20 protein-coding genes are annotated in these 21,022 nt (G+C 64.8%); 9 read left to right on the forward strand and 11 right to left on the reverse strand.

The annotated features are described in order from the left end of the window. Positions 1–10 precede the first annotated feature (10 nt). The 5 genes from ACT2BZ_RS06930 (at position 11) to ACT2BZ_RS06950 (ending at position 5,552) form a co-directional block, all read left to right on the forward strand. Entirely contained in the window at positions 11–391 is a 381-nt protein-coding gene (locus ACT2BZ_RS06930) for a RidA family protein (protein WP_457940111.1), read from the forward strand. A 75-nt stretch (positions 392–466) separates the two neighbouring features. Continuing rightward, a complete protein-coding gene (gene leuB / locus ACT2BZ_RS06935) occupies positions 467–1,579 on the forward strand; it encodes a 3-isopropylmalate dehydrogenase (protein WP_457940113.1) in 1,113 nt (370 codons plus the stop codon). Between the two features lie 93 nt (positions 1,580–1,672). Beyond that, a complete protein-coding gene (locus ACT2BZ_RS06940; protein WP_457940114.1) occupies positions 1,673–2,596 on the forward strand; it encodes a phosphatase PAP2 family protein in 924 nt (307 codons plus the stop codon). 277 nt (positions 2,597–2,873) lie between these two features. Continuing rightward, positions 2,874–3,908, forward strand: coding sequence for an aspartate-semialdehyde dehydrogenase (locus tag ACT2BZ_RS06945; RefSeq protein WP_457940115.1), 1,035 nt, complete (start codon positions 2,874–2,876; stop codon positions 3,906–3,908). A gap of 543 nt (positions 3,909–4,451) precedes the next feature. After that, positions 4,452–5,552, forward strand: a complete 1,101-nt coding sequence (locus ACT2BZ_RS06950) for an NADH:flavin oxidoreductase/NADH oxidase (RefSeq protein ID WP_457940116.1) — start codon at positions 4,452–4,454, stop codon at positions 5,550–5,552. Between the two features lie 58 nt (positions 5,553–5,610). Here ACT2BZ_RS06950 and ACT2BZ_RS06955 read toward each other — a convergent pair whose 3' ends face one another. The 7 genes from ACT2BZ_RS06955 to ACT2BZ_RS06985 all read right to left on the reverse strand — a co-directional run bounded on the left by ACT2BZ_RS06955 (position 5,611) and on the right by ACT2BZ_RS06985 (position 12,278). Further along, a complete protein-coding gene (locus tag ACT2BZ_RS06955) occupies positions 5,611–6,690 on the reverse strand; it encodes an ABC transporter ATP-binding protein (RefSeq protein WP_457940117.1) in 1,080 nt (359 codons plus the stop codon). Next, complete coding sequence (locus ACT2BZ_RS06960; protein WP_457940118.1) at positions 6,690–7,793, reverse strand: ABC transporter ATP-binding protein; 1,104 nt, start codon at positions 7,791–7,793, stop codon at positions 6,690–6,692. Before ACT2BZ_RS06960 ends, ACT2BZ_RS06955 begins: the two co-directional genes overlap by 1 nt. Next, positions 7,790–8,017, reverse strand: coding sequence for a hypothetical protein (locus ACT2BZ_RS06965; RefSeq protein ID WP_457940119.1), 228 nt, complete (start codon positions 8,015–8,017; stop codon positions 7,790–7,792). The genes ACT2BZ_RS06960 and ACT2BZ_RS06965 overlap by 4 nt, the downstream gene beginning before the upstream one ends. Further along, the gene (locus tag ACT2BZ_RS06970) at positions 8,014–8,973 is read right to left on the reverse strand and encodes a carbohydrate ABC transporter permease (protein ID WP_457940120.1); all 960 of its coding nucleotides are present in this window, start codon (positions 8,971–8,973) and stop codon (positions 8,014–8,016) included. The genes ACT2BZ_RS06965 and ACT2BZ_RS06970 overlap by 4 nt, the downstream gene beginning before the upstream one ends. Continuing rightward, positions 8,974–9,822, reverse strand: coding sequence for a carbohydrate ABC transporter permease (locus ACT2BZ_RS06975; RefSeq protein WP_457941242.1), 849 nt, complete (start codon positions 9,820–9,822; stop codon positions 8,974–8,976). 132 nt (positions 9,823–9,954) lie between these two features. Next, positions 9,955–11,271: an ABC transporter substrate-binding protein gene (locus ACT2BZ_RS06980; RefSeq protein WP_457940122.1), complete on the reverse strand. Its 1,317-nt coding sequence runs from the start codon at positions 11,269–11,271 to the stop codon at positions 9,955–9,957. A gap of 347 nt (positions 11,272–11,618) precedes the next feature. Beyond that, on the reverse strand, positions 11,619–12,278 hold the full coding sequence (locus ACT2BZ_RS06985) for a TetR/AcrR family transcriptional regulator (RefSeq protein ID WP_457940123.1): 660 nt from the start codon (positions 12,276–12,278) through the stop codon (positions 11,619–11,621). Between the two features lie 109 nt (positions 12,279–12,387). On the opposite strand from ACT2BZ_RS06985, the gene ACT2BZ_RS06990 reads away from it, so the two are divergent. From ACT2BZ_RS06990 to ACT2BZ_RS07005, 4 genes are all read left to right on the forward strand, one after another. Further along, entirely contained in the window at positions 12,388–13,587 is a 1,200-nt protein-coding gene (locus tag ACT2BZ_RS06990; protein WP_457940125.1) for a Tm-1-like ATP-binding domain-containing protein, read from the forward strand. Between the two features lie 44 nt (positions 13,588–13,631). Beyond that, positions 13,632–14,474, forward strand: coding sequence for a phosphoenolpyruvate hydrolase family protein (locus ACT2BZ_RS06995; protein ID WP_457940126.1), 843 nt, complete (start codon positions 13,632–13,634; stop codon positions 14,472–14,474). Between the two features lie 22 nt (positions 14,475–14,496). After that, positions 14,497–14,913, forward strand: coding sequence for a cupin domain-containing protein (locus ACT2BZ_RS07000; protein WP_457940127.1), 417 nt, complete (start codon positions 14,497–14,499; stop codon positions 14,911–14,913). A 116-nt stretch (positions 14,914–15,029) separates the two neighbouring features. Then, positions 15,030–15,920 carry a DMT family transporter gene (locus tag ACT2BZ_RS07005; protein WP_457940128.1) on the forward strand — a complete coding sequence of 297 codons (891 nt, stop codon included), beginning with the start codon at positions 15,030–15,032 and terminating at the stop codon, positions 15,918–15,920. Between the two features lie 27 nt (positions 15,921–15,947). On the opposite strand, the gene ACT2BZ_RS07010 is transcribed toward ACT2BZ_RS07005, so the two are convergent. From ACT2BZ_RS07010 to ACT2BZ_RS07025, 4 genes are all read right to left on the reverse strand, one after another. After that, positions 15,948–17,138 carry a M24 family metallopeptidase gene (locus ACT2BZ_RS07010; protein WP_457941243.1) on the reverse strand — a complete coding sequence of 397 codons (1,191 nt, stop codon included), beginning with the start codon at positions 17,136–17,138 and terminating at the stop codon, positions 15,948–15,950. A 180-nt stretch (positions 17,139–17,318) separates the two neighbouring features. Then, positions 17,319–17,855 carry an N-acetyltransferase family protein gene (locus ACT2BZ_RS07015; RefSeq protein WP_457940129.1) on the reverse strand — a complete coding sequence of 179 codons (537 nt, stop codon included), beginning with the start codon at positions 17,853–17,855 and terminating at the stop codon, positions 17,319–17,321. A 7-nt stretch (positions 17,856–17,862) separates the two neighbouring features. After that, on the reverse strand, positions 17,863–19,236 hold the full coding sequence (locus tag ACT2BZ_RS07020) for an aminotransferase family protein (RefSeq protein WP_457940130.1): 1,374 nt from the start codon (positions 19,234–19,236) through the stop codon (positions 17,863–17,865). Positions 19,237–19,241: 5 nt separating this feature from the next. Then, positions 19,242–20,900 carry a N,N-dimethylformamidase beta subunit family domain-containing protein gene (locus tag ACT2BZ_RS07025; RefSeq protein ID WP_457940131.1) on the reverse strand — a complete coding sequence of 553 codons (1,659 nt, stop codon included), beginning with the start codon at positions 20,898–20,900 and terminating at the stop codon, positions 19,242–19,244. Between the last annotated feature and the right edge of the window lie 122 nt (positions 20,901–21,022).

Raw genomic sequence — 21,022 nt, forward strand, 5'->3', positions numbered from 1 at the left:
GCTCGCCGCCATGCGCAAGCTGATCTCCACCGGCTCGCCTTTCGAGCGGACGGCCGGCTACAGCCGCGCCGTCGTGCAGGGCGACTGGTGCTTCGTTGCCGGAACCACCGGCTACGACTATAGCGCCATGACCATGCCCGACGGCGTCGAGGACCAGACGCGCAATTGCCTGAAGACCATCGGCAAGGCGCTCTCGGATGCCGGTTTCGAGCTGGCCGATGTGGTGCGGGCGCATTATTACATCACCGACCCGGCCTATGCCGACTTGGTGTTCCCGATCCTTGGCGAGGCGCTGGGCGAGATCAGGCCGGCTGCCACCATGGTCGTCTGCGAGCTGATCAAGCCGGAGATGAAGATCGAGATCGAGGTCACGGCGCTCAGGCGTTCCTGATGCGGCAGAGCCTTGCGCATTGGCGGTCCGGCGTTTAGCAAAGCCGCACCTCACGACTTTCCCAGGGACAGCATCATGGCATCGAAAAACCTCCTTCTCCTCGCCGGCGACGGCATCGGCCCGGAATCCATGGCCGAGGTCAAGAAGCTGATCGGGGCCATGAACGACCAGCTGGGCAGCGGGTTCGTCACCGAAGAGGGTCTGGTCGGCGGCTGCGCCTACGACGCGCATGGCCAGGCCATTTCCGACGCCGACATGGACAAGGCGATGTCCGCCGACGCGGTGCTGTTCGGCGCTGTCGGCGGACCGAAGTGGGATGCCGTGCCCTACGAGGTGCGCCCCGAGGCCGGCCTGCTCAGGCTGCGAAAGGATCTCGAACTCTTCGCCAATCTGCGCCCCGCGATCTGCTACCCGGCGCTCGCCGCCTCGTCCTCGCTCAAGCAGGACGTGGTCGAGGGTCTCGACATCCTCATCGTGCGCGAGCTCACCGGCGGCGTCTATTTCGGCGAGCCGAAGGAAATCATCGACCTCGGCAACGGCCAGAAGCGCGGCATCGACACACAGGTCTACGACACGTTCGAGATCGAGCGGATTTCGGGCGTCGCCTTCGAACTGGCGCGCACCCGCAAGAACCACGTGACCTCGATGGAAAAGCGCAACGTCATGAAGTCGGGCGTGCTGTGGAACGAGGTCGTCACCGCCACCCACAAGGCGAAATACCCCGACGTCAAGCTCGACCACATGCTGGCCGACGCCGGCGGCATGCAGCTGGTGCGCTGGCCCAAGCAGTTCGACGTCATCGTAACCGACAACCTGTTCGGCGACATGCTCTCCGATATCGCAGCCATGCTGACCGGCTCGATCGGCATGCTGCCCTCGGCTTCGCTCGGCGCACCGGATGCGCGGACCGCCAAGCGCAAGGCGCTCTACGAGCCGGTGCATGGCTCCGCGCCCGACATTGCCGGCCAGGGCATCGCCAACCCGATCGCCATGATCGCCTCCTTCGCCATGTGCCTGCGCTATTCCTTCAACATGGTGGCCGAGGCCGACCGCCTGGAGGCGGCAATCGCCTCCGTGCTCGACGAGGGTTTGCGAACCAAGGACATCATGTCGGCGGGCATGACCGAGGTCGGTACCGTCGAGATGGGCAAGGCGATCCGCGAAGAGTTCCTGGCCCGGTCGGCCTGACGCCGGGACTGTGCTCCGGACCTGCATGGCGCTATGCATGGGTGCCGCCGGCTGCATCGGCCGGCGCACAGGCAGGGCAGGTGATTGGCTCGCATGAGTTCTTCCCACAAGGCAGGTGATCGCATGGCGCGCTGGCGGGAAACCGCCTCCGCCAAGGCGCGTCTTGCCGTCGCCAACACCACGTCCGCCTTCGGCTTCGCGCTGCGGCGGCTGCGTGTGCGTACGGCGTTGCGGCATCACCACGTGCCATGGCGGCGCTTTGCCGTCGTCAGCATCGCGCTCATCATCCTCGCCGCAGCCTATTTCGACCCTGTCTTCGGCGCCCATATCGTCGACAATTCGAGCCTCGTCACCCGCTTCGGACGGGCGATCACCGACTACGGCAAGTCCGGCTGGTACCTGGTTCCGCTCGCCGTCTTCCTGATCTGGACAGCCTTCGTCGACTGGCGGCGCTATCCGCGCCGCGCCCGGCTGCTGCTGTTCAACAGGACGGCAGCCGCCTGGTACGCTTTCGTCGCCATCGGCGGCTCCGGTCTCATCGTGACGTTCCTGAAACAGGCCATCGGCCGCGCGCGGCCCATGCATTTCGCCGAGCACGGCACCTTCTATTTCGACAGCTGGGCCTTCGACGCCAGCTATGCCGGCTTTCCCTCCGGACACGCCACCACGGTGGGAGCCGTCTGCTTTTGCGTCGCCGTCCTCTTCCCGCGCCTGCGGCTCCTGGCGATCATTGTCGCGCTCTACTTCGGCTTCAGCCGCTCGGTGGTTGGCGCACATTACCCGAGCGACGTTGTCGCCGGCCTGCTGCTCGGCGGCTGGTTCGCCTATTTCACGGCAATCCGCTTCGGCAAGGCCGGTCTGGTCTTCAACCTGCCAGAGACGGGCATGCCGCACCGCCGGCAATCCTTCCACCTGCTTGGCCGGCGTCATCGCAGGCGCCTGAGCAACTGGAGCAACGCCGCCGACCGCCGTCTGCACGCGCTTGCCCGCAAGCCATACCGCGCACCGCCGAATTGACATTCCGTGGAAATTGGCGCTAGAAGCTGGCCGTTTCCGGAGATCACCATGCGCGGCCTGTTGATGGCTTTCCTTTCACTCGACTTCCACGGCGGTTCCGCCGGGGGGTTCGGTGCGCGTGCAGTCCGGCTGACGAAAACTGCCACGGCCAAAACGACCGCCAAAACGGTCTGATCTCCCTTGGCCTCACCGCCCCTCCCGGGTCTGGCCTCGGGAGCGAGGCCCGCGCCGGCCGGCGGGTTTCCAACGAAGCAGCGGAGAGGGACAGGAGAGTTTCATGGGTTTCAAGGTTGCAGTCGTCGGCGCCACGGGCAATGTCGGCCGGGAAATGCTCAACATCCTCGAGGAACGCGGCTTCCCCGCCGACGAGGTCGTGGCGCTCGCCTCGCGGCGCAGCCAGGGCACGGAAGTGTCCTATGGCGACCGCACGCTGAAGGTCAAAACCCTCGACCAGTACGATTTTTCCGACACCGACATCTGCATCATGTCGGCAGGCGGTGAAGTGTCGAAGCAGTGGTCGCCCAAGATCGGCAAGCAGGGCTGCGTCGTCATCGATAATTCCTCGGCCTTCCGCTACGACCAGGACGTGCCGCTGATCGTGCCGGAAGTGAACCCGGACGCGATCTCGCTGTTCAGCCGCAAGAACATCATCGCCAACCCGAACTGCTCGACCGCCCAGCTCGTCGTCGCGCTGAAGCCGCTGCACGACGTTGCGAAGATCAAGCGTGTCGTCGTCGCGACCTATCAGTCGGTCTCGGGCGCCGGCAAGGAAGGCATGGACGAGCTGTTCACCCAGACCCGCGCCGTCTTCGTCGCCGACTCGGTCGAGAACAAGAAGTTCACCAAGCGCATCGCCTTCAACGTCATTCCGCATATCGACGTCTTCCTCGACGACGGCTTCACCAAGGAAGAGTGGAAGATGGTCGCCGAGACCAAGAAGATGATCGACCCGAAGATCAAGCTGACAGCGACCTGCGTGCGCGTGCCGGTCTTCATCGGCCATTCGGAAGCGGTCAACATCGAGTTCGAGACGCCGATCACGGCCGACGAGGCGCGCGACATCCTGCGCGAGGCGCCGGGCTGCCAGGTCATCGACAAGCGCGAGGACGGTGGCTACATCACCCCGCTCGAATCGGCCGGCGAGGATGCGACCTTCATCTCGCGCATCCGCGAAGATTCGACCGTCGAGAACGGGCTCGCCATGTGGATCGTCTCCGACAATCTGCGCAAGGGTGCCGCCCTCAACGCCATCCAGATCGCCGAACTCCTGATCGAGCGCGGCCTGATCCAGCCGAAGAAGCAGGCTGCCTGACAGCCGACAAACGGAGCGCCTTTCCTCGCCCCCTTCAGGGTGAGGAAGGCCTGCCGCCCTCCGACATGGCCTCGCCCGTTCGCCTCCGAAGAAGCCCGATCGTTGGCCTCTTCCGGCCTTCGGCCAGCATTCATCGCTGCCACGCCCGGCAAACGCCGTCTGGCCATTGCATGCAGTCGGGAAGCGGGCACTAGGTCCGCACCTCTCTAAGCAAATACGTGGCGCTTTCCTGGCGCCCGCCGACGTTCTTGCCCTGCCGCAGGGAGCAACGAGTTTCACGCACATGCCTCGGCCAGGGCCCGGGTGTGTGGATGACAATGTCCAACCGCGCCACCGTTTCGCGCAGCCACCCGGCGCCGTCCCCTGCCACGCTCGCCCGGTTCGCGACCCCGCGTTCCCGTACAGGAGATGACGCCATTATGCGTGCAGCCTCGAAAGCGTGGATAAAATTCTTTCAGGATTGAACGACCGTGCCATGCGACGCGCTTGCGCCGGGGGCAAGCCGGCCTACCTTAGACTCTCGATCCCTCCCCGGAGACTTTCATGACCGCGCAGCTTTTTTCCCCGATCGCCATCGGCGATCTGGAGTTCCCGAACCGCATCGCCGTCGCGCCGATGTGCCAGTATTCCGCCGATGACGGCTCGGCCTCGGACTGGCACCTGCAGCAGTGGATGACCTACGCGCTGACCGGCGCCGGCATGGTGACGGTGGAGATGACCGACGTCGAGCGCCGCGGCCGCATCACGCATGGCTGCCACGGTCTCTATAGCGATCACAACGAGGCGGCCGCGAAGCGCACGCTGGACGCCGCCCGGCGCGTCGCCCAGCCAGGCACCAAGTTCGGCGTCCAGCTGGCCCATGCCGGCCGCAAGGCCTCCTGCCAGCGGCCGTGGGAGGGCGGTGGCCCACTGCAGCCGCATCAGGATCCGTGGCAGACCGTATCGGCCTCCGCCATCCCCTTCGACACGGACTGGCACACGCCCCGCGCGCTTGCCGAGGACGAGATCCACGCCCTGATCGGGCATTTCGTGAAGAGCGCCCATCGCGCCGAGCGCGCCGGCTTCGACTTCATCGAGATCCACGCCGCGCATGGCTACCTGCTGCACCAGTTCATCTCGCCGCTTTCCAACCATCGCAAGGACCAGTGGGGCGGCTCGCTCGAGAACCGCGTGCGGCTTGCCGTCGAGATCGTCAAGGCCGTGAAGAATGCCGTGCCGAAGATGATGGTCGGCGCGCGCATCTCGGTCACGGACTGGGTAGACGGCGGCTTGACCGTCGATGAAGGCGTCAAGGTCGCGCAGGCGCTCGAACAGGCAGGCGCCGCCTACATCTGCTGCTCCAGCGGCGGCAACTCGCCGCTGCAGCAGATCCCGACCGGCCCCGGCTACCAGGTGCATCTCGCAGAGGCGGTGAAGCGCGCCGTCAGTATCCCGGTCCGCGCCGTCGGCATGATCGACGACGCGCGGCAGGCCGAGGAAATCATCGCCGGAGGCCGCGCCGACATTGTGGCGCTGGCGCGCGCCATTCTCTCGGACCCACGCTGGCCATGGCGCGCGGCTGCTACCCTTGGCGAGGAGATCAGGAGCGCACCGCAACTGGCGCGCTCGACCTCTCTGATGAAGAAGTGGGTTGGCGCCAGCTAGCCTTCCGGCACGACGGACAAGACTGCTCGGCCCGCGACTTCGGGCCGGGCGATACCTGTCAGGCCGAATGCTGCAGGCTGTCTCCGCTTGCCTTGTCGAACAGCACCACGCGCTCCGCATCCCACGAGAAGCGCACCGGCTTGTCGATGGCGACGTCCGTCAGTGCGGGCACGGTAGCGCGCAGCGTGGTCTCGCCGACCCGCAGCGTCAGGATCTTCTCGACGCCATGGTTCTCGATGTCGTGCACCATGGCTTCGATCGGCGCCCCCGACTCTACCCGCACGTCCTCCGGGCGAATGCCGAAGGTCAGCGCGCGGCCCTCGGTGGCGGCTCCGTTGGCGCCCGCATAGGGCAACTCGAAGCTGGCGGCCTTCATCACCGCGCGGCCGTCGACCAGCTTGCCGTCGATCAGATTCATCGGCGGCGAACCCACGGAACGGGCAACGAAGGTGTTCTTCGGATTGTTGTAGATCTCGTTCGGCGTGCCGGACTGCACCAGCTTGCCATTGTTGAGCACGCCGATCTTGTCGCCCATCGACATCGCCTCGATCTGGTCGTGCGTGACGAACAGGAAGGTTTGGCCGAGGTTCATCTGGATGTTCTTCAGCTCGGTCCTGAGCGACTCGCGCAGTTTTGCGTCGAGCGCCGACAGCGGTTCGTCCATCAGGAAGACGCGAGGGTTGCGCACGATCGCCCGGCCGATCGAGACGCGCTGCATTTCGCCGCCTGACAGCCGGTCCGTCTTGCGCTCCAGCAGGTTCTCGATACGCAGCGTCTTGGCCACCCGTGCCACGCGCTCGGCGATCTCGGCGTCGGCAACGCGGCGCAGCTTGGACTTCAGCGGGAACTCGAGGTTCTGGCGCACCGTGTAGCGCGGGTAGAGCGAATATTGCTGCAACACCAGCGCCACGTCGCGCTCGGCCGCACCCCAGTCGGCGACGTCGACGCCGTCGATGAACACCTGTCCCTCGGTCGGCTTCTCCAGCCCGGCGACGAGCCTCAGCGTCGTCGTCTTGCCGGCACCGGTCTCGCCGAGCAGCACGAAGAACTCGCCGTCTGCGATCTCGAGGTCGAGATTGCGCAGCGCCGTCTGGTTGCCGAACTTCTTGGTAACGTTCCTGAGCTCGATATGGGCCATCAGAGTCGCACTCCCAGGGACTGTCCGCTCGTCGTGTCGAAGAAATGCGCCTGGGCCGGATCGATGCGGGCGAAGACCTGGGTGCCCGGCTTTGAAACGAAGCCGGCGCGGGTGCGGGCGCGCAGCATCTGCGGCCCGAACTGCAGATCGACGATGTCGTAGGAGCCGAGCGGCTCGATGATATGCGCCTCGGCGGGCAGGAAGCCTTCCGCCGCCTCATGCTCGACGAGCACGCCTTCGGGCCGGATGCCGAGCGAAAGCGGCTTGCCGGCGCTGCCGTTCAGCTTGCCGAGCAGTTCGGCGGGGAACGGGAAGCCCTCGGGCGCACCTTCGACAGTGACGCTGGCCTTGCCCTTTTCCTCGCTGACCGTGGCATTGGCGATGTTCATCACCGGGCTGCCGACGAACTGCGCCACGAACAGGTTCTGCGGCCGCGAATAGACGTCGTTCGGCGTGCCGACCTGCTGCAGCACGCCCTCATGCATGATGACGATGCGGTCGGCGAGGCTCATCGCCTCGATCTGATCGTGCGTCACGTAGATGGTGGTCGATCCCTGCTTGAGATGCAGACGCTTGATTTCGGCCCGCATCTCCTCGCGCAGCTTGGCGTCGAGCGCGCCGATCGGCTCGTCCATGAGCATCGCCTTCGGCTGCCGGACAAGCGCCCGGCCGATGGCAACGCGCTGCATGTCGCCGCCCGACAGGGCCGAGGGCTTGCGGTCGAGCAGGTCGCCGATACGCAGCACATTGGCGATCTCGCGCACCTGGCTGTCGAGTTCGCTGCGGTTCATCCGCGTCGCGCGCAACGGGAAGGCGATGTTCTCGTAGACCGTCATGTGCGGGTAGAGCGAGAAGGACTGGAACACCATGGCGATGTCGCGCGCCGCTGCCTTCAGATGCTGCACGGTCTGGCCGTCGATCAGAATGTCGCCCTCGTCGATGGTCTCGAGTCCGGCGATGGCACGCAGGGTCGTTGTCTTGCCGCAGCCCGACTGGCCGAGCAGCACGATGAACTCGTTGTCCTCGATGACGAGATTGAGGTCCTTGATGACCTGGACAGGGCCAAACCATTTCTGGACGCCGCGAAGTTCGATCTGGGTCACGAGCGGCCCTCTTGATGGTCGGAGACGTCGAAGACGCCCTCATTGTCTTCGTCGTCCACGACCGGCTTGCCGAACCAGTTGGTCATCATGAAGGTCACAAGTCCGACCAGGATGATGGTCACCCCGTAGCGGTGCAGGAAGAAGTTCCACGGCTGGCAGAGCGCGACGATGCCGAGCACCATCACGATCTCCGCAATTCTCTGTAGTCGGTCGCTGCGGATCATTTGCGGATCGCTCCGAATGACATGCCGCGCAGGAGATGGTTGCGAAGCAGGAAGGTGAAGATCGCGACCGGCAGCAGGAACAGGAAGGTTCCCGATGCGATGACCGTCCAGTCCGGCAGGCCCGAACCGACCTGGCTCGGGATGAAGGGTGGCGCGGTCTGGGCGCGGCGGTTGGTCATGATGAGCGCGAAGGCATATTCGTTCCACGCCGTGATGAAGCAGAACACCGCGGTCGCCGCGATGCCTGTCGCCGCTTCCGGAATGACGATCTTGAAGAAGGCTTCCATGCGCGTATAGCCGTCGACGAGCGCCGCCTCCTCGTATTCCTTCGGGATCTCGTCGATGAAGCCCTTCATCAGCCATACCGAGAAGGACAGGTTGAAGGCCGTGTAGAGGATGATCAGGCCCCAATGCGTGTCATTGAGCCCGACCACCCGGTACATAAGGAACATCGGGATGGCCACCACCACCGGCGGCAGCATGCGCGTCGACAGGATGAAGAAGAGCAGGTCACCTTCTCCCTTCACCTTGAAGCGCGAGAAGCCATAGGCGGTGAATGTCCCCATTCCGACGGCCAGAACCGTCGAGGTGATGGCGACGATCAGCGAGTTCATGAAACGACTGGGGTAGCCCGACAGCTGCACCTCGCCGCGGCCGGAACGCACAACCTTCTCGCCGCCGTCGAACACCAGGCGCTCCCACCAGGGAGCCGCCTCGTATTCTTCCGGCGTCGGCGCCGAACGAAGCTGCGAGCGCTTGGTGAAGAGCTTCACGAAGGGCGAGATCTCGGGCGTGAACACCACTGTCGGCGGGATCGTCGTCGACAGGTTGCGCGGCTTGAACGAGGTCGACACGATCCAGTAGATCGGCGCCAGGAAGATCAGCGTGACGATGAGCACGCTGGCGATGGCGACGCGGTTGAGCGTCCGTTCGCCGGTAGTGCGGACGGCGGCCATCTAGCGCTCCTTCACTTTGTTCAGGTACTTGACGTAGATGTTGGTGATCGCCAGCACCATGATCAGCACGATGTAGGCTAGCGCGCAGGAGCGGCCCGTCTGCCATTCCTGGAAGGCCATCTTGTAGAGCCGGATCGAGATCACTTCCGTCGTCGGCTGGCTGGTCAGGATGTAGGCCAGGTCGAAGGTCTTGAAGGCTTCCATGGTGCGGAAAATGATGGCAATCATCAGGATCGGCGCCACCAGCGGCAGCGTGATGCGGAAGAAGGTGTAGAGCGAGCCGGCGCGGTCGATCGCCGCCGCCTCGTAGAGATGCTTGGGCACCGCCGAAAGGCCGGCCAGCGACAGCAGCATCACGAAGGGCGACCACATCCAGATGTCGGTGATGGCCACCGCGTAGAGCGCCATGTCCGGGTTGGACAGCCATTCGAAGGTGCCGAGGCCGAGCGCGTAGTTGATGATGCCGAAGGACGGGTCGTAAAGCAGCTTCCAGAACAGGCCGACGACGGCCATCGACAGCATCATCGGCAGCAGGAGCAGGGTCGTGATCAGGCCCTTGAAGGGGATGTCGCGGTTGAGCAGCAGCGCCACGCCGAAGCCGACGATGACCTGGCCGATCACCGAGACGATGACGTACTTGGCCGTTATGGCGAAGTTGGTCCAGATGAAGTCGTCATTGAGCAGTTCGCGGTAGTTCTGCAGGCCGACGAAATTGGCCGGCGCCGGCGACGAGGCGCGGAAATCGGTGAACGAGTAGCCGAGCGAATACATCAACGGGAAGATGTTGAAGACGATCAGGAAGACGATCGTCGGGATGATGAAGAGGTTGCGGATCGCCAGGTCGCTCATGCCGCGGGAAGCGGCGCGCGATTTCGGGTCCAGCGTTGTGATGACGGCGGCGGTGGCCAAGGCCCGTTCCTTCCTTGTCCTGAAAAAGAAACGGAGGGGGCGACTGCCGCCCCCTCCGAGCGTTGAAGTCGCTTACTGCATGCGACCGTATTTCTTGAAGGTCTCGTTCCAGTCGGCGGCCAGCGAGTCGAGCACTTCCTTGGCCGTTCCCTCGCCACCGGTGATGTAGGGATAGACGCGCTGGTTCATCTGGATGAGCAGCTCGGCATATTCCGGCGTCGCCCAGAAGTCCTTCACCTTGAACATCGTGTCGTAGAACGCCTTGTTGTAGGGCGTGGCGTTCTGGAACTCTTCGCTCTCGAGCACCGCGACGTTGCAGGTGTAGCCACCGAGCTCGGCCCACTTCTTCTGCGTCTCGTCCTTGATGAACCATTCCAGGAACTTGAACGCCTCTTCCTTGTTCTCGGAGTAGTTGACGATCGAGATGCCCTGGCCGCCGAGCGCGGCGAACTGCTCGCCACCGGGACCTGCCGGGTTGGCGAAGAAGCCGGTGTTCTTGGCGTTGGGGTTCGACGCTTCGTTGACCAGCGCCGGGAAGAAGGCGAAGTAGTTCATGCTCATCGCCGCCAGGTTCTCGGTGATCGCCTGGTTGTCCTCGATGAAGAAGCTCTTGGCCCAGCCCGGAGGCGTGTAGCCGTAAAGCTCCTTGTAGACTTCGAGCGCCTTGACGTTCTGCTCGGAGTTGATGATGCCGTCGACCTTGTAGGTCGCATAGTCGCCGAGTTCGCCGCCATAGGAGAAGATGGCGTTCTCGACGCCCATCACCAGCGCGTCATACGAGTTGTCGGTGTAGATGGCGACGCCGTAGCGCTTCTCGTCGGGACGGTGGAAGAACTCGGCGATGTCGCGCAGCGCCTTCCAGTCCGCCGGCGGCGCCAGGTCGTAGCCGTACTTGGCCTTGAAGGCTTCCATTTCCTTGGGGTCTTCGAACCAGTCCTTGCGGTAGGACCAGCCGACAGCGTCGCCCTCGGCCGGGATCGACCAGTACTTGCCCGAGGCGGCCGGATATTCGGCGTAGTACTTCACGGTGGCCGGGGCCATCGTTTCGGTGAGCTTATGCTCGTTGAAGAAGTCGGTCATGTCGACATAGTGGCCAGCTTCAGAGGCCGCACCGATCCACTGCGAGTCGCCGACGACCATGTCGTAGGCACTGCCCTTGGCATTGAATTCGGTGAAGGCCTTGGTCTGGAAATCCGACCACGGGGTGGTCTCGACGGTGACCTTTACGCCGGTTTCCGCCTCGTAGATGTTGACGAGTTCCTGCAGGTAGTTTGCCGGATCCCATTCAGCCCAGAAAATGGTGAGTTCCTTGTCCTGCGCGAACACGGATGTTCCGCTGGCAAGCGTCAGTGCGAAGCCGGCAAGCATGCCGGTCAGTTTGTTCCTCATGATATTTCCTCCCTGGTAGTCGTTCTGCCCGCAAAAGCAGGCGATCCTTTCACTCAGTCTGCCGTTATTCCGCTCCGCCGCGTGGCGGTTCCGGCCCTCCCCTGCCGACTTTCGAACCGATCCCGGCCACATGGCGCGATCCGCTCTTGGTGCCTAATCTGGTATTACCAATGCGAGAGGTCCGTCAAGCGGTTTCTTGGCGCTTCGGTTTTCTCGCGCTCCAGCAGAACTCGATGAAAATGCTATAATATCATCCAGTTCGCTGCATGTCGAAGATCATGCCCTGGCGAGCATGGATCTTGGCATGGGCGCAATGCCGTTAGCCGCTTCACATCTGGTCGAACCAGTTATGACCCCGCTTCTCGCCCCTCCCTGACCTCGTCTGCTTCGCGAATTGCCGCATCCACCAGCGCCGAGGACACCCATTTGACAACCGACCGCGTCCTCTCGCCGTCCAGCCCCCAGATGTCCTTCAGCACGATAAGCGCTTCAACGCCAAATACCAGCGACAGCGCCTGCGCGAGCCGGTCAAACGATTGCGGCGGCAATGTCCCGCGCAAGGGCTCAAGCGCCTCGCCGAGCAGCTGGACGCGGTGCCCACGCCTGAACTGCGGCTCTTCGCCGAGCGTTCCCGCCTGCCCCTTGACCCATTGCTCCAGCGACAGTTTCAGCGCCGCCTTGAACGTCGCCTCAAAGGACTCGATGCGCGGCATGCCGGTGTCGATCAGGTCGTTCACCCTCGCCTTTGCGTCCTGCGACGTCGGCTTCCATGTCAGGATGGGGCCAAGGCCCTCGTCGACCACCGCTTCGACCAGTGCCGCCTGGCTCGGGAAATAACGGTAGGCGGTGGCACGCGATACGCCCGCGGCCTCGGCGACGTCGCTGACCGACGGTGTCGCCCCGCCCTGCATCAGGGTGATCGCCGTATCGAGCATCAGCCGACCGGTACGGGCCTTCGGTCCGCGTTCGATTGCGCTGTCGGCATCCGATTGACGTGAGACGAGCATATCAATACGATACGCCCGTCTCACAAAATTGCAAGAGCGCCGGCCAGTACCGTCGCCGCGAGGAAACGAACAAAATGCGCCGGGAGGCGGGGCGCGGGAGGACTGGAGCATGCCGACGGGGCATATCCATATCGTGGGCACGGCCGACACAAAGGGCGAGGAACTCGCATGGCTCGCCGACTGTATCCGGCAGGCAGGCGGCAAGCCCCTGATCGTCGACGTCGGCACCGGCGAGCCGACGATCCGGCCGGACATCGCTGCGGGAACGGTTGCCGCAGAGGGGCCCGCCGGCACGGCTGAGGCGCTTGCATCCGGCGACCGCGGCCGCGCCGTGGCGGCGATGGCCGAAGCCTTCGCCGCATTCGCCCGGCAGCAGGATATTGCAGGCGTCATTGGCATCGGCGGCGGCGGCGGCACTTCGATCGTCACGGCAGGCATGCGCCACCTGCCGCTCGGCCTGCCCAAGCTGATGGTCTCCACGCTCGCCTCGGGTGACGTGGCGCCCTATGTCGGCGTCTCCGACATCATGATGATGCCCTCGATCACCGACATGGCCGGCCTCAACCGCATCAGCCGTGTGGTGCTGCACAATGCAGCGCAGGCGATCGTCGCCATGGCGGCAAGCCCGCTGGCTGCCGGCGACGGCAAGCCGGCACTTGGCCTGACCATGTTCGGCGTGACCACCGACTGCGTCACCGCGATCGCGAAGATGCTGCGTTCCGATTACGACTGCCTTGTCTTCCACGCCACCGGCACCGGCGGCCGGACGATGGAAAAGCTCGCCGATTCCGGCATGCTTGCCGGCATCCTCGACATCACGACCACCGAGGTCTGCGACTTCCTGTTCGGCGGCGTGCTTTCGGCCGGCCCCGACCGCCTTGACGCAGTCGCGCGCACGAAACTGCCCTATGTCGGTTCGGTCGGCGCGCTCGACATGGTCAATTTCTGGGCTCCCGAAACCGTCCCGGAGCGCTATCGCGGCCGTCTCTTCTACAACCACAACGCCAACGTCACGCTGATGCGCACCACCGAGGAAGAGTGCCACCAGATGGGCAAGTGGATCGGCCACAAGCTCAACGCCTGCGAAGGACCCGTGCGCTTCCTGATCCCTGAAAAGGGAGTCTCCGCGCTCGACATCGAAGGCGGCGCCTTCTTTGACCAGGCCGCCGACACCGCGCTCTTCGCCGCGCTCGAGGAGACGGTGGTGGAGACGGCCGACCGACGGATCCTGCGCTATCCCCTCCACATCAACGACCTGGCCTTCGCCGAGGCCGCCGTGGCGGTGTTCCGCGAGATTTCGCGCGGCTAGCCGCCGCTTGCCGCCCGCTTCCGACAAAACGAAAGGACAGAACAATGCCTGCCATCCAACGCCAGAAAATCCTCGAAAAATTCCGCGGCATGATTGCCGCGGGCAAGCCGATCGTCGGCGGCGGCGCCGGGACCGGCATCTCCGCCAAGGCGGAGGAAGCCGGCGGCATCGACCTCATCATCATCTACAATTCGGGCCGCTATCGCATGGCAGGGCGGGGCTCGGCTGCCGGGCTGCTCGCCTATGGCAATGCCAACGAGATCGTCAAGGAGATGGCCTACGAGGTGCTGCCGGTCGTCAGGAACACGCCGGTGCTCGCCGGCGTCAACGGTACGGACCCCTTCGTCATCATGCCGCTGCTCCTGAACGAGCTTAAGACGATGGGCTTCTCCGGCGTGCAGAATTTCCCGACCATCGGCCTGTTCGATGGCTCGATGCGCCAGAGCTTTGAGGAAACCGGCATGGGCTTCGGTCTCGAGGTCGACATGATCGCCGAGGCGCACAAGCTCGACCTCCTGACTACGCCCTACGTCTTCAACCCCGAAGAGGCAAAGGCCATGACCAAGGCCGGCGCCGACATCGTGGTGGCGCATATGGGCGTGACCACGGGTGGCTCTATCGGCGCCACCTCGGCCAAGACACTGGACGACTGTGTGCGCGAGATCGACGCAATCGCAGACGCTGCCCGCTCGGTACGCAAGGACGTCATCCTGCTCTGCCACGGCGGCCCGATCTCGATGCCGGACGACGCGAAATACGTTCTCGACCGCTGCCACGGCATCCACGGCTTCTATGGCGCCTCGAGCATGGAGCGCCTGCCGGCGGAGGCCGCCATCCGCGACCAGACGGCGAGCTTCAAGAAACTGACCGTCGGCAAGACGTCGTAAACAAACCCGGGAGACAAGAGCCATGAGCAAAGAACGCAACTTCCTCTATGCCGGCGACGTCAACACCTTCGCCTTCGACTGGGGCCGCCTGGCGCTGACCGTGGCACCGGAAACCAATGGCGCGACCCGCTTTTCCGGTGGCATCGTCGACCTCGGCGCCGGCCAGGGCCACACCCGCCACAATCACCCCGGAGCGGAGGAGATCATCTTCGTCATCTCCGGCAATGGCGAGCAGATGGTCGAGGACCCCGACGGCAATCCGGTTGTCCAGAAGGTGAGTGCCGGCTGCACCATCTACGTGCCGGAGAGCCGCTACCACTCCACACTGAACACCGGCGACGGGCCGATGCAGCTATTCGTCGTCTATTCGCCGGCCGGGCCGGAGCTGGCGCTGCGCGATCTGCCGGACTTCCGCCTGGTGCCGCCCGGCGGCAAATAGCCACTCCAGAAAAACGGGCGCGCCGGAAAAACTCTGGCGCGCCGAAACGATGCGGGCGCTATAGACTGTGATTCGCGCGCGGCGCCGCCGCGCGCCACCGATCCGGAAGCACCCAATTGAACAACGGAATCCTGCTGGCGCTGCTCGCCTACGCCACCTACTCGTGGAGCGACGCCGCCATCAAGGCGCTTGGCGGCGAACTGTCGATCTTCGAGATCGGCTTCTTCGTCGCGCTGATTTCAGGCACCTGCATCGTCCTGACGACGCCGAAGGACGAGCATTGGCTCGACTTCTGGCGCATGAAACGGCCATGGGGCGTGCAGGGACGCGCCATCTCGGGCGTCGTGGCCAGCGTCTTCGGCGTTATCGCCTTCACCACAATTCCGCTCGCCGAAGTCTATGCCCTGGTCTTCCTGGCCCCGCTCTTCGTCACCATCCTGTCGCTGATCTTTCTCAAGGAACAGGTCGGGCCCTGGCGCTGGTTCGCCGTCGTCGCCGGCTTTGCCGGGGTGATGCTCGTCGTCCAGCCTGGTTTTCGAACGCTCGAGCCCGGCCATTTCGCCGCGCTCGCTGTCGCCATGCTGGCCGCCGTCAGCGTAATCCTGATGCGTTCGCTGGCCTCGCACGAGACGCGCACGACCATGCTCGGCTACCTGATCATCTATGCGCTGCTGCTCAATGCCGTCGGCATGGCCTTCACCGGCTTCACTGTGCCGACCCTGCAGCAGGCGGGCATCCTGCTCATCGCTGGCGTCTTTTCGGCCACCGGCAACATTGGCCTGCTGCGCGCCACCCGCTTTGCGCAGGCCAACCAGCTGGCGCCGACGCATTACTCCCAGATCATCTGGGCCGTGATCATCGGCGCGCTCATCTTCGACGAGAAGCCTGATCTGCTGTCGATAGCCGGTCTCGCCATCATTGCCGGGTCCGGCCTGCTGACCGTCGTGCGCGAGCGCATCCGGCTCGGCGCGGTCAAGTGGAACCCCTTCGGCCGCAACCGTCTGTAGGGATTACGGGCTGATGCGATCGCTGATCTAGGCGGTGCCGCCGCGGTTCCAGCCGCGCCCCGTCTCGCCGAACATCTCGTAGCCGCTGCTGGTGATGGCCAGCGTGTCCTCCAGCTTGATGAAGCCGCGCGTCGGATGCAGCATGGTGGTCTCGACCGAGATCACCATGTTTTCCTCAAGCGGCCTGTCGGCATCGACGCCTTCATAGGCGACCGGATGGTTGGTCATCAGGAACGGAACCTCATGGGTGATCAGCCCCATGCCATGCGCGAAGAAGTCGGTGAATTCGGCGGATGGCGAGGCTTTCAGCTTGGCCTCCGCCTCGGCAATGAGGTCGCCGCCGAGCGCTCCCGCCTTCACCTTCGAGAAGGCCGCCTGCTGGATCGATTCCACTTCCGCAAGAAGGTCCTCGAGTTCCGAGTCCGGCTCGCCCAAAATGCCCATGCGGCAGAGGTCGCCGATGAAGCCGTGGTAGTTGCCGCCCGAATCGATCGACATCACTTCGCCCGGGCTCCAGCTCTGCAGCGACGCGGCGCGGTTGTGGCTGGCGCCGAGCGTCAGCAGGCAATACTCGAACTGCAGGCCGCGATTGGTTTCCTCGCGGCGCAGCTGCTCGATGATCTCGTTCTTGGTCGAGCCGTCCTTTGCCGCCGCGATGGTGGCAAGCATCGATTCGGTGATCAGGTCGGAGGCCGTGCGCAGCTGTTCCAGCTCGGCCGGCGTCTTCAGGGCCCGCATCCGCTCGAAGGTCGAAGTCGCATCGAATACCTTGGCATCGGGCAGCGCCTTGCGCAGCGAGATATAGGCATCCGACGGCAGGAAGCCGGGCTCTATGCCGATGCGCGCGTCCGGGCGGCCGATCTTCTTGACATGCTCGGCGGCCAGCGCCGACGCATCCAGCGTGCCCCAGCATGAGGTATGGACGGCGGGCGTCCAGAAAGGGTGGTTCTGGTGTTCGCCGCGCTCGAGGCCGTTGCCGATATAGGCGGCGTTGTCCGGGCGGCCACGCTCGTAGACGACCACGGGCAGGTAGCGGCTGTGGCCTATCGCATCCATGGCGGAGAAGAAGATAAACTTGTAGCCGCCAAGCAGGTACTGGACATTATGCTTCGATGTGGCAATCAGGACATCGAGGCCCGCCTCCTCCATCAGTCCGTCGAGGCGGCTCTGCTCGAAAGGCGTTCGGGTTCCCTGGGCTTTTCCCGTCGCTGCGTCCATCATTCTCTTCCCACGCTTCTCAATGACCAAGCAATCTGCACCGAATCGGCCACTCTGGTCCAGTAGTCAGCCGGCTCGGCTCACTATTGCGGCTTGAAAACAAAGATTCCGGGCAGAAACAAGGGCTATTCTCCACCCTCCTGATCAGCCGGGCGATCCTCGGCCCGGTACGAGCGCCGCCTACTCCTGCGCCGGATCGCCGCCGTCACCGGCATCGGCCAGCGCTGAAAATGCCTCGCCGGCGATCTTGTGCGTCTGCTCCGATGGCGAGTGGGCGATGGCAACGCGCTCGTAGAAGCGAATGGCCGCTGCATTGCCCGTATCGACCGAGAGCCGCAGGTAGACGCCGCCCCGCTGCCGGCAGAGCGCCGCCGTCCGCCGCAGCAGGGTCTCGCCGACGGCGCGGCCGCGGAAAGCCGGATCGACATAGAGATCCTGCACATAGACGCCCGGCCGCCCCATCCAGGTGGAGAAGATCGGGAAGAACAGGCACATGCCGGCGAAGGTGCTTCCGGCTTCCGCGATCAGCGCCTCGAAGGCCGGCGCCGCGCCGAAACCGTAGCGCCTGATGTCGTCGACCGTGCTCTTCACCAGGTGCCGCTCGCCCACGGTGTCGGCGATGCCCAGCAGGCCGCGGTGGATGGAGCCTGCATCCGCAGCATGCGCAAGCCGGATGCGGATCGGCTGATCGCCGGGTCTTGTGTCTTCCCGTTCCATTGTTCCCTCAGCCGTTCACCGGCAGTCCGAATTCGGCGGCCGCCGCGGCAATGGCGTCGCCGAGGATCGAGACGATCTCGCCGATCTCGGCGCCGGTGACGATCAGCGGCGGCGCCACCATCACGCAGTCGCCCTGCACGCCGCCCTTCACGCGCCGGAAATAGACGATCAACCCGCGCTCATAGGCGAGGTCGAGCACGCGCTGGCCGATGTTGATGCTGGCCGGCAGGAGCGCCATGGTTTCTCGATCGGCGACGAATTCGATCGCCGTCATCAGGCCCTTGCCGCGCACGTCGCCGATGAAGGGAAAGCGCTCCGCCAGGCCGCGCAGGCCGGCGAGCAGGTCTTCGCCGCGCGCCGCGGCATTGTCGATCAGCCCCAGCCGGTCGATCTCCTGCATCACCGCAAGGCCCGCCGCGCAGGCCAGCGGATTGCCCGCATAGGTGTGGCCGTGCTGGAAGCCACCCATGTCGAGCACCGGCCGCACGATGCGCTCGGGCGCCGCCATCGCGCCGAGCGGCATGTAGCCCGAGCCGATGCCCTTCGACAGCGAGACGATGTCGGGCCGGCAGTTCCAATGATCGCCGCCGAGGAATTTCCCGGTCCGCGCCACGCCGCTCATAACCTCGTCGTGGATCAGCAGGATCCCGTGCCGGTCGCAGATCTCGCGGATGCGCGGGTAGTAGCTGTCGGGCGCCACCAGCGCGTTGGTCGCGGCGCCCCCGATTGGCTCCATGATGAAGGCGACGACGCTTTCCGGCCCCTCGGCCAGGATCTTCTCCTCCAGCATGTCGGCATATTTCAGCCCGCGCTCCTCCATCGAGAGATTGTCGCGGTCGCGGTAGGCGGTCGGCGCCGGGACCGACGGCATGATGCGCAGCTGGTCGGAAAATGTGTCGGTCAACGCCCCGTCGCCGGTCACCGAAAGCGCGCCATATGTGCCGCCATGATAGGACGGCATGCGGCTGATCACCTTCCAGCGCTTCGGCTGGCCGGTGGCGACGGCCCATTGCCGCGCCAGCTTGATGCAGGATTCCACCGCCTCGGACCCGCCCGAGACGAAGAAGATCTTCTCCAGCCCGCTGGGCATGCGGCCGGCAAGATCGCGAGCCAGTTCCTCGGCCGGCTCGTTCTCGAAATGCAGGCGATAGGCGAAGGTGGTCTTCTCCATCTGCCGCTGCATGGCGTCCAGCACGTGCCGGTTGCCGTAGCCGAGATTGACCGCCACCGGGCCGCTCGAACCGTCGATGAAGCGGCGGCCGTCCTGCGTCCAGAGGTAGATGCCCTCGGCGCGGTCGACCAGCGGCCGGCGCAGCCGTGTCACGTAGAAGAGGTGCGAGGGACGGGTGTTGACCGCGATGTCACCGGTTTTCTGGTCCATGGTCTTCAGTTCCGTCCCTTCAGGTAGCGGTCGAGAACATTGGCGGTGACGCGCTCGACCATCGCGTCCTTACGAAGCAGCCCGGCGACCCATTCGCAACTGCCGGCGTGAAACACCTCGCCCTTGCCCTGCGGAAAATTCACAATCATGCCGTTGCTGTAGCGGACTTTCTCCAGGTTCTCGTCGCTTGCCTCGCCATAGAGCGTCTCGGCGATGAAGCGGCCGTCCTCGTCGCCGAAGAACTGGTCCTCCGGCTTCAGGAAGTCGGCCTCCTCGACCTGGCTGGCCATGCCCATCGCCAGGATTTCCAATCCGGCAGGCGCCCCGCTGGTTGAGGTCGGATGTGGACGGCCGTTGCGGATCTCGTAGTCAAGACCGTCGACCTCGTAGCCATAGACATGGCTCTCGGCGCCGAGCACGTCGCCGTAGAACAGCCCCGTCCCGGCGAAGGCCCAATGTTCCGGCCGGTAGACCGGAAAGCCGCGCACGCCGCGCGGGGTGCAGCCGCCCCAGCCCGCATAGACGCCCTTGGTCGAGTTGAGGCCGAAGGTCATGGCGCCGGGCCGGCACACTTCGGGCGCGTCCCAGGAATTGGTGGCCCTTGTGACATCGCCTCCGGAATAGGCCGGGTCTTCGGCCCGCGCCTTGTACTTGTAGCAGACCTGCCTGCGGCCCTCGTCCTCCAGCCGCGTCTGCCACATGAAATTGCCCGCGAAGCGCGCCGCATGGCCGCCGCTTGCCACATAGGCGTCGACCGCGTCGCGCATCTCCCAGGTCCAGTATTCGTCATGCCCGACGAAGACGGCGCAGTCATAGCCGTCGAGGATTTCGGGCGAAAAATGCAGCTCGTGCTGGCTGGCGATGTCGATGCCGTAGCCCGCCCGCTCGGCCCAGCGGAAAAAATGGCTGTCATAGCTTGCCCAGCCGGCGGAGGCGTATTTCTTGGAATGGCCCGTGGCGCGCGCCCATTCCATGTGCGGATAGCGTGGCACGGTTTTCGGTGGCATCGCCACTTCGAGCGGCACGCGCGGCGCGCCGGGCGGCAGCACGACGAAGCCGCGGCACCACGGCCTTTGCGTCGACACCATGCGCGCAAACTGGTCGCGCCCCGGCCCGGCGATGCCCTCATAGGCGTTGGACCCACCCCAGGTATTGTAGGCGAGCCAGGTGCCGGTGGCCGCGACCTGCAGGATGCGGCCCGGTTTCGGCCCGGGCGACGGCGCAACGATGAAGAGATGGTGGCAGCGGATCGGCTTGCCGTCGCGCCCGTCCGCCGTCAGCGTCACCCGGTAGGCGCCCGAGGGCCAGTCGTCGCCGATGCTGAACGCGAATGTCGTCTCCCAGCCGCAGCCCTCTACCGAGCATTGCTCCGGCGTCTCCTGCCAGCGGGCGGCAAGGCCGGTCTTTTCGAGTACCGTAAGCTCGTCCGCCCCGTCGCGCGTGATGTCGAGCGAGAACCGCGCAGCCGTCGCGCTGACCTTTAGTTCGACCCTGTCGCCCGCACGGTAGGAGAAGCGGTCGGTGTAGCACCAGATCTCGCCGCGCTGGCCGTCCATGCCAGGATATTCATAGTAGGTTCCCCGCACCGCGAAGCGGCGCTCATCGGCCGTTAGTCCGAAATCGGGAAATTCAGTCGCTGACGCCACGCAATGCCTCTCCGCCATCGGCCTTGCTTCGATGCGAAGGGGCCAGAACCGGTCGCGATTGACCGCCTTCATGCCCTTGCGGTCAAGGGGTGCAGCGAGCCGGACGTATCCTGGCTGCCGCTGGCCTTGGGATTGCTCCG

It is taken from the genome of Mesorhizobium sp. 10J20-29 (assembly GCF_054130485.1).

What these genes read in the sequence shown, in the direction of transcription:
- leuB (WP_457940113.1), top strand. Translation starts at nt 467, where the DNA reads ATGGCATCGAAAAACCTCCTTCTCCTCGCCGGCGACGGCATCGGCCCG.
- ACT2BZ_RS07020 (WP_457940130.1), bottom strand. Translation starts at nt 19,236, where the DNA reads ATGGACCAGAAAACCGGTGACATCGCGGTCAACACCCGTCCCTCGCAC.
- ACT2BZ_RS06970 (WP_457940120.1), bottom strand. Translation starts at nt 8,973, where the DNA reads ATGGCCGCCGTCCGCACTACCGGCGAACGGACGCTCAACCGCGTCGCC.
- ACT2BZ_RS06965 (WP_457940119.1), bottom strand. Translation starts at nt 8,017, where the DNA reads ATGATCCGCAGCGACCGACTACAGAGAATTGCGGAGATCGTGATGGTG.
- ACT2BZ_RS06990 (WP_457940125.1), top strand. Translation starts at nt 12,388, where the DNA reads ATGCCGACGGGGCATATCCATATCGTGGGCACGGCCGACACAAAGGGC.
- ACT2BZ_RS06980 (WP_457940122.1), bottom strand. Translation starts at nt 11,271, where the DNA reads ATGAGGAACAAACTGACCGGCATGCTTGCCGGCTTCGCACTGACGCTT.
- ACT2BZ_RS06975 (WP_457941242.1), bottom strand. Translation starts at nt 9,822, where the DNA reads ATGAGCGACCTGGCGATCCGCAACCTCTTCATCATCCCGACGATCGTC.
- ACT2BZ_RS07015 (WP_457940129.1), bottom strand. Translation starts at nt 17,855, where the DNA reads ATGGAACGGGAAGACACAAGACCCGGCGATCAGCCGATCCGCATCCGG.
- ACT2BZ_RS06985 (WP_457940123.1), bottom strand. Translation starts at nt 12,278, where the DNA reads ATGCTCGTCTCACGTCAATCGGATGCCGACAGCGCAATCGAACGCGGA.
- ACT2BZ_RS07000 (WP_457940127.1), top strand. Translation starts at nt 14,497, where the DNA reads ATGAGCAAAGAACGCAACTTCCTCTATGCCGGCGACGTCAACACCTTC.
- ACT2BZ_RS06955 (WP_457940117.1), bottom strand. Translation starts at nt 6,690, where the DNA reads ATGGCCCATATCGAGCTCAGGAACGTTACCAAGAAGTTCGGCAACCAG.
- ACT2BZ_RS06950 (WP_457940116.1), top strand. Translation starts at nt 4,452, where the DNA reads ATGACCGCGCAGCTTTTTTCCCCGATCGCCATCGGCGATCTGGAGTTC.
- ACT2BZ_RS06995 (WP_457940126.1), top strand. Translation starts at nt 13,632, where the DNA reads ATGCCTGCCATCCAACGCCAGAAAATCCTCGAAAAATTCCGCGGCATG.
- ACT2BZ_RS07010 (WP_457941243.1), bottom strand. Translation starts at nt 17,138, where the DNA reads ATGGACGCAGCGACGGGAAAAGCCCAGGGAACCCGAACGCCTTTCGAG.
- ACT2BZ_RS07025 (WP_457940131.1), bottom strand. Translation starts at nt 20,900, where the DNA reads ATGGCGGAGAGGCATTGCGTGGCGTCAGCGACTGAATTTCCCGATTTC.
- ACT2BZ_RS06945 (WP_457940115.1), top strand. Translation starts at nt 2,874, where the DNA reads ATGGGTTTCAAGGTTGCAGTCGTCGGCGCCACGGGCAATGTCGGCCGG.
- ACT2BZ_RS06930 (WP_457940111.1), top strand. Translation starts at nt 11, where the DNA reads ATGCGCAAGCTGATCTCCACCGGCTCGCCTTTCGAGCGGACGGCCGGC.
- ACT2BZ_RS06940 (WP_457940114.1), top strand. Translation starts at nt 1,673, where the DNA reads ATGAGTTCTTCCCACAAGGCAGGTGATCGCATGGCGCGCTGGCGGGAA.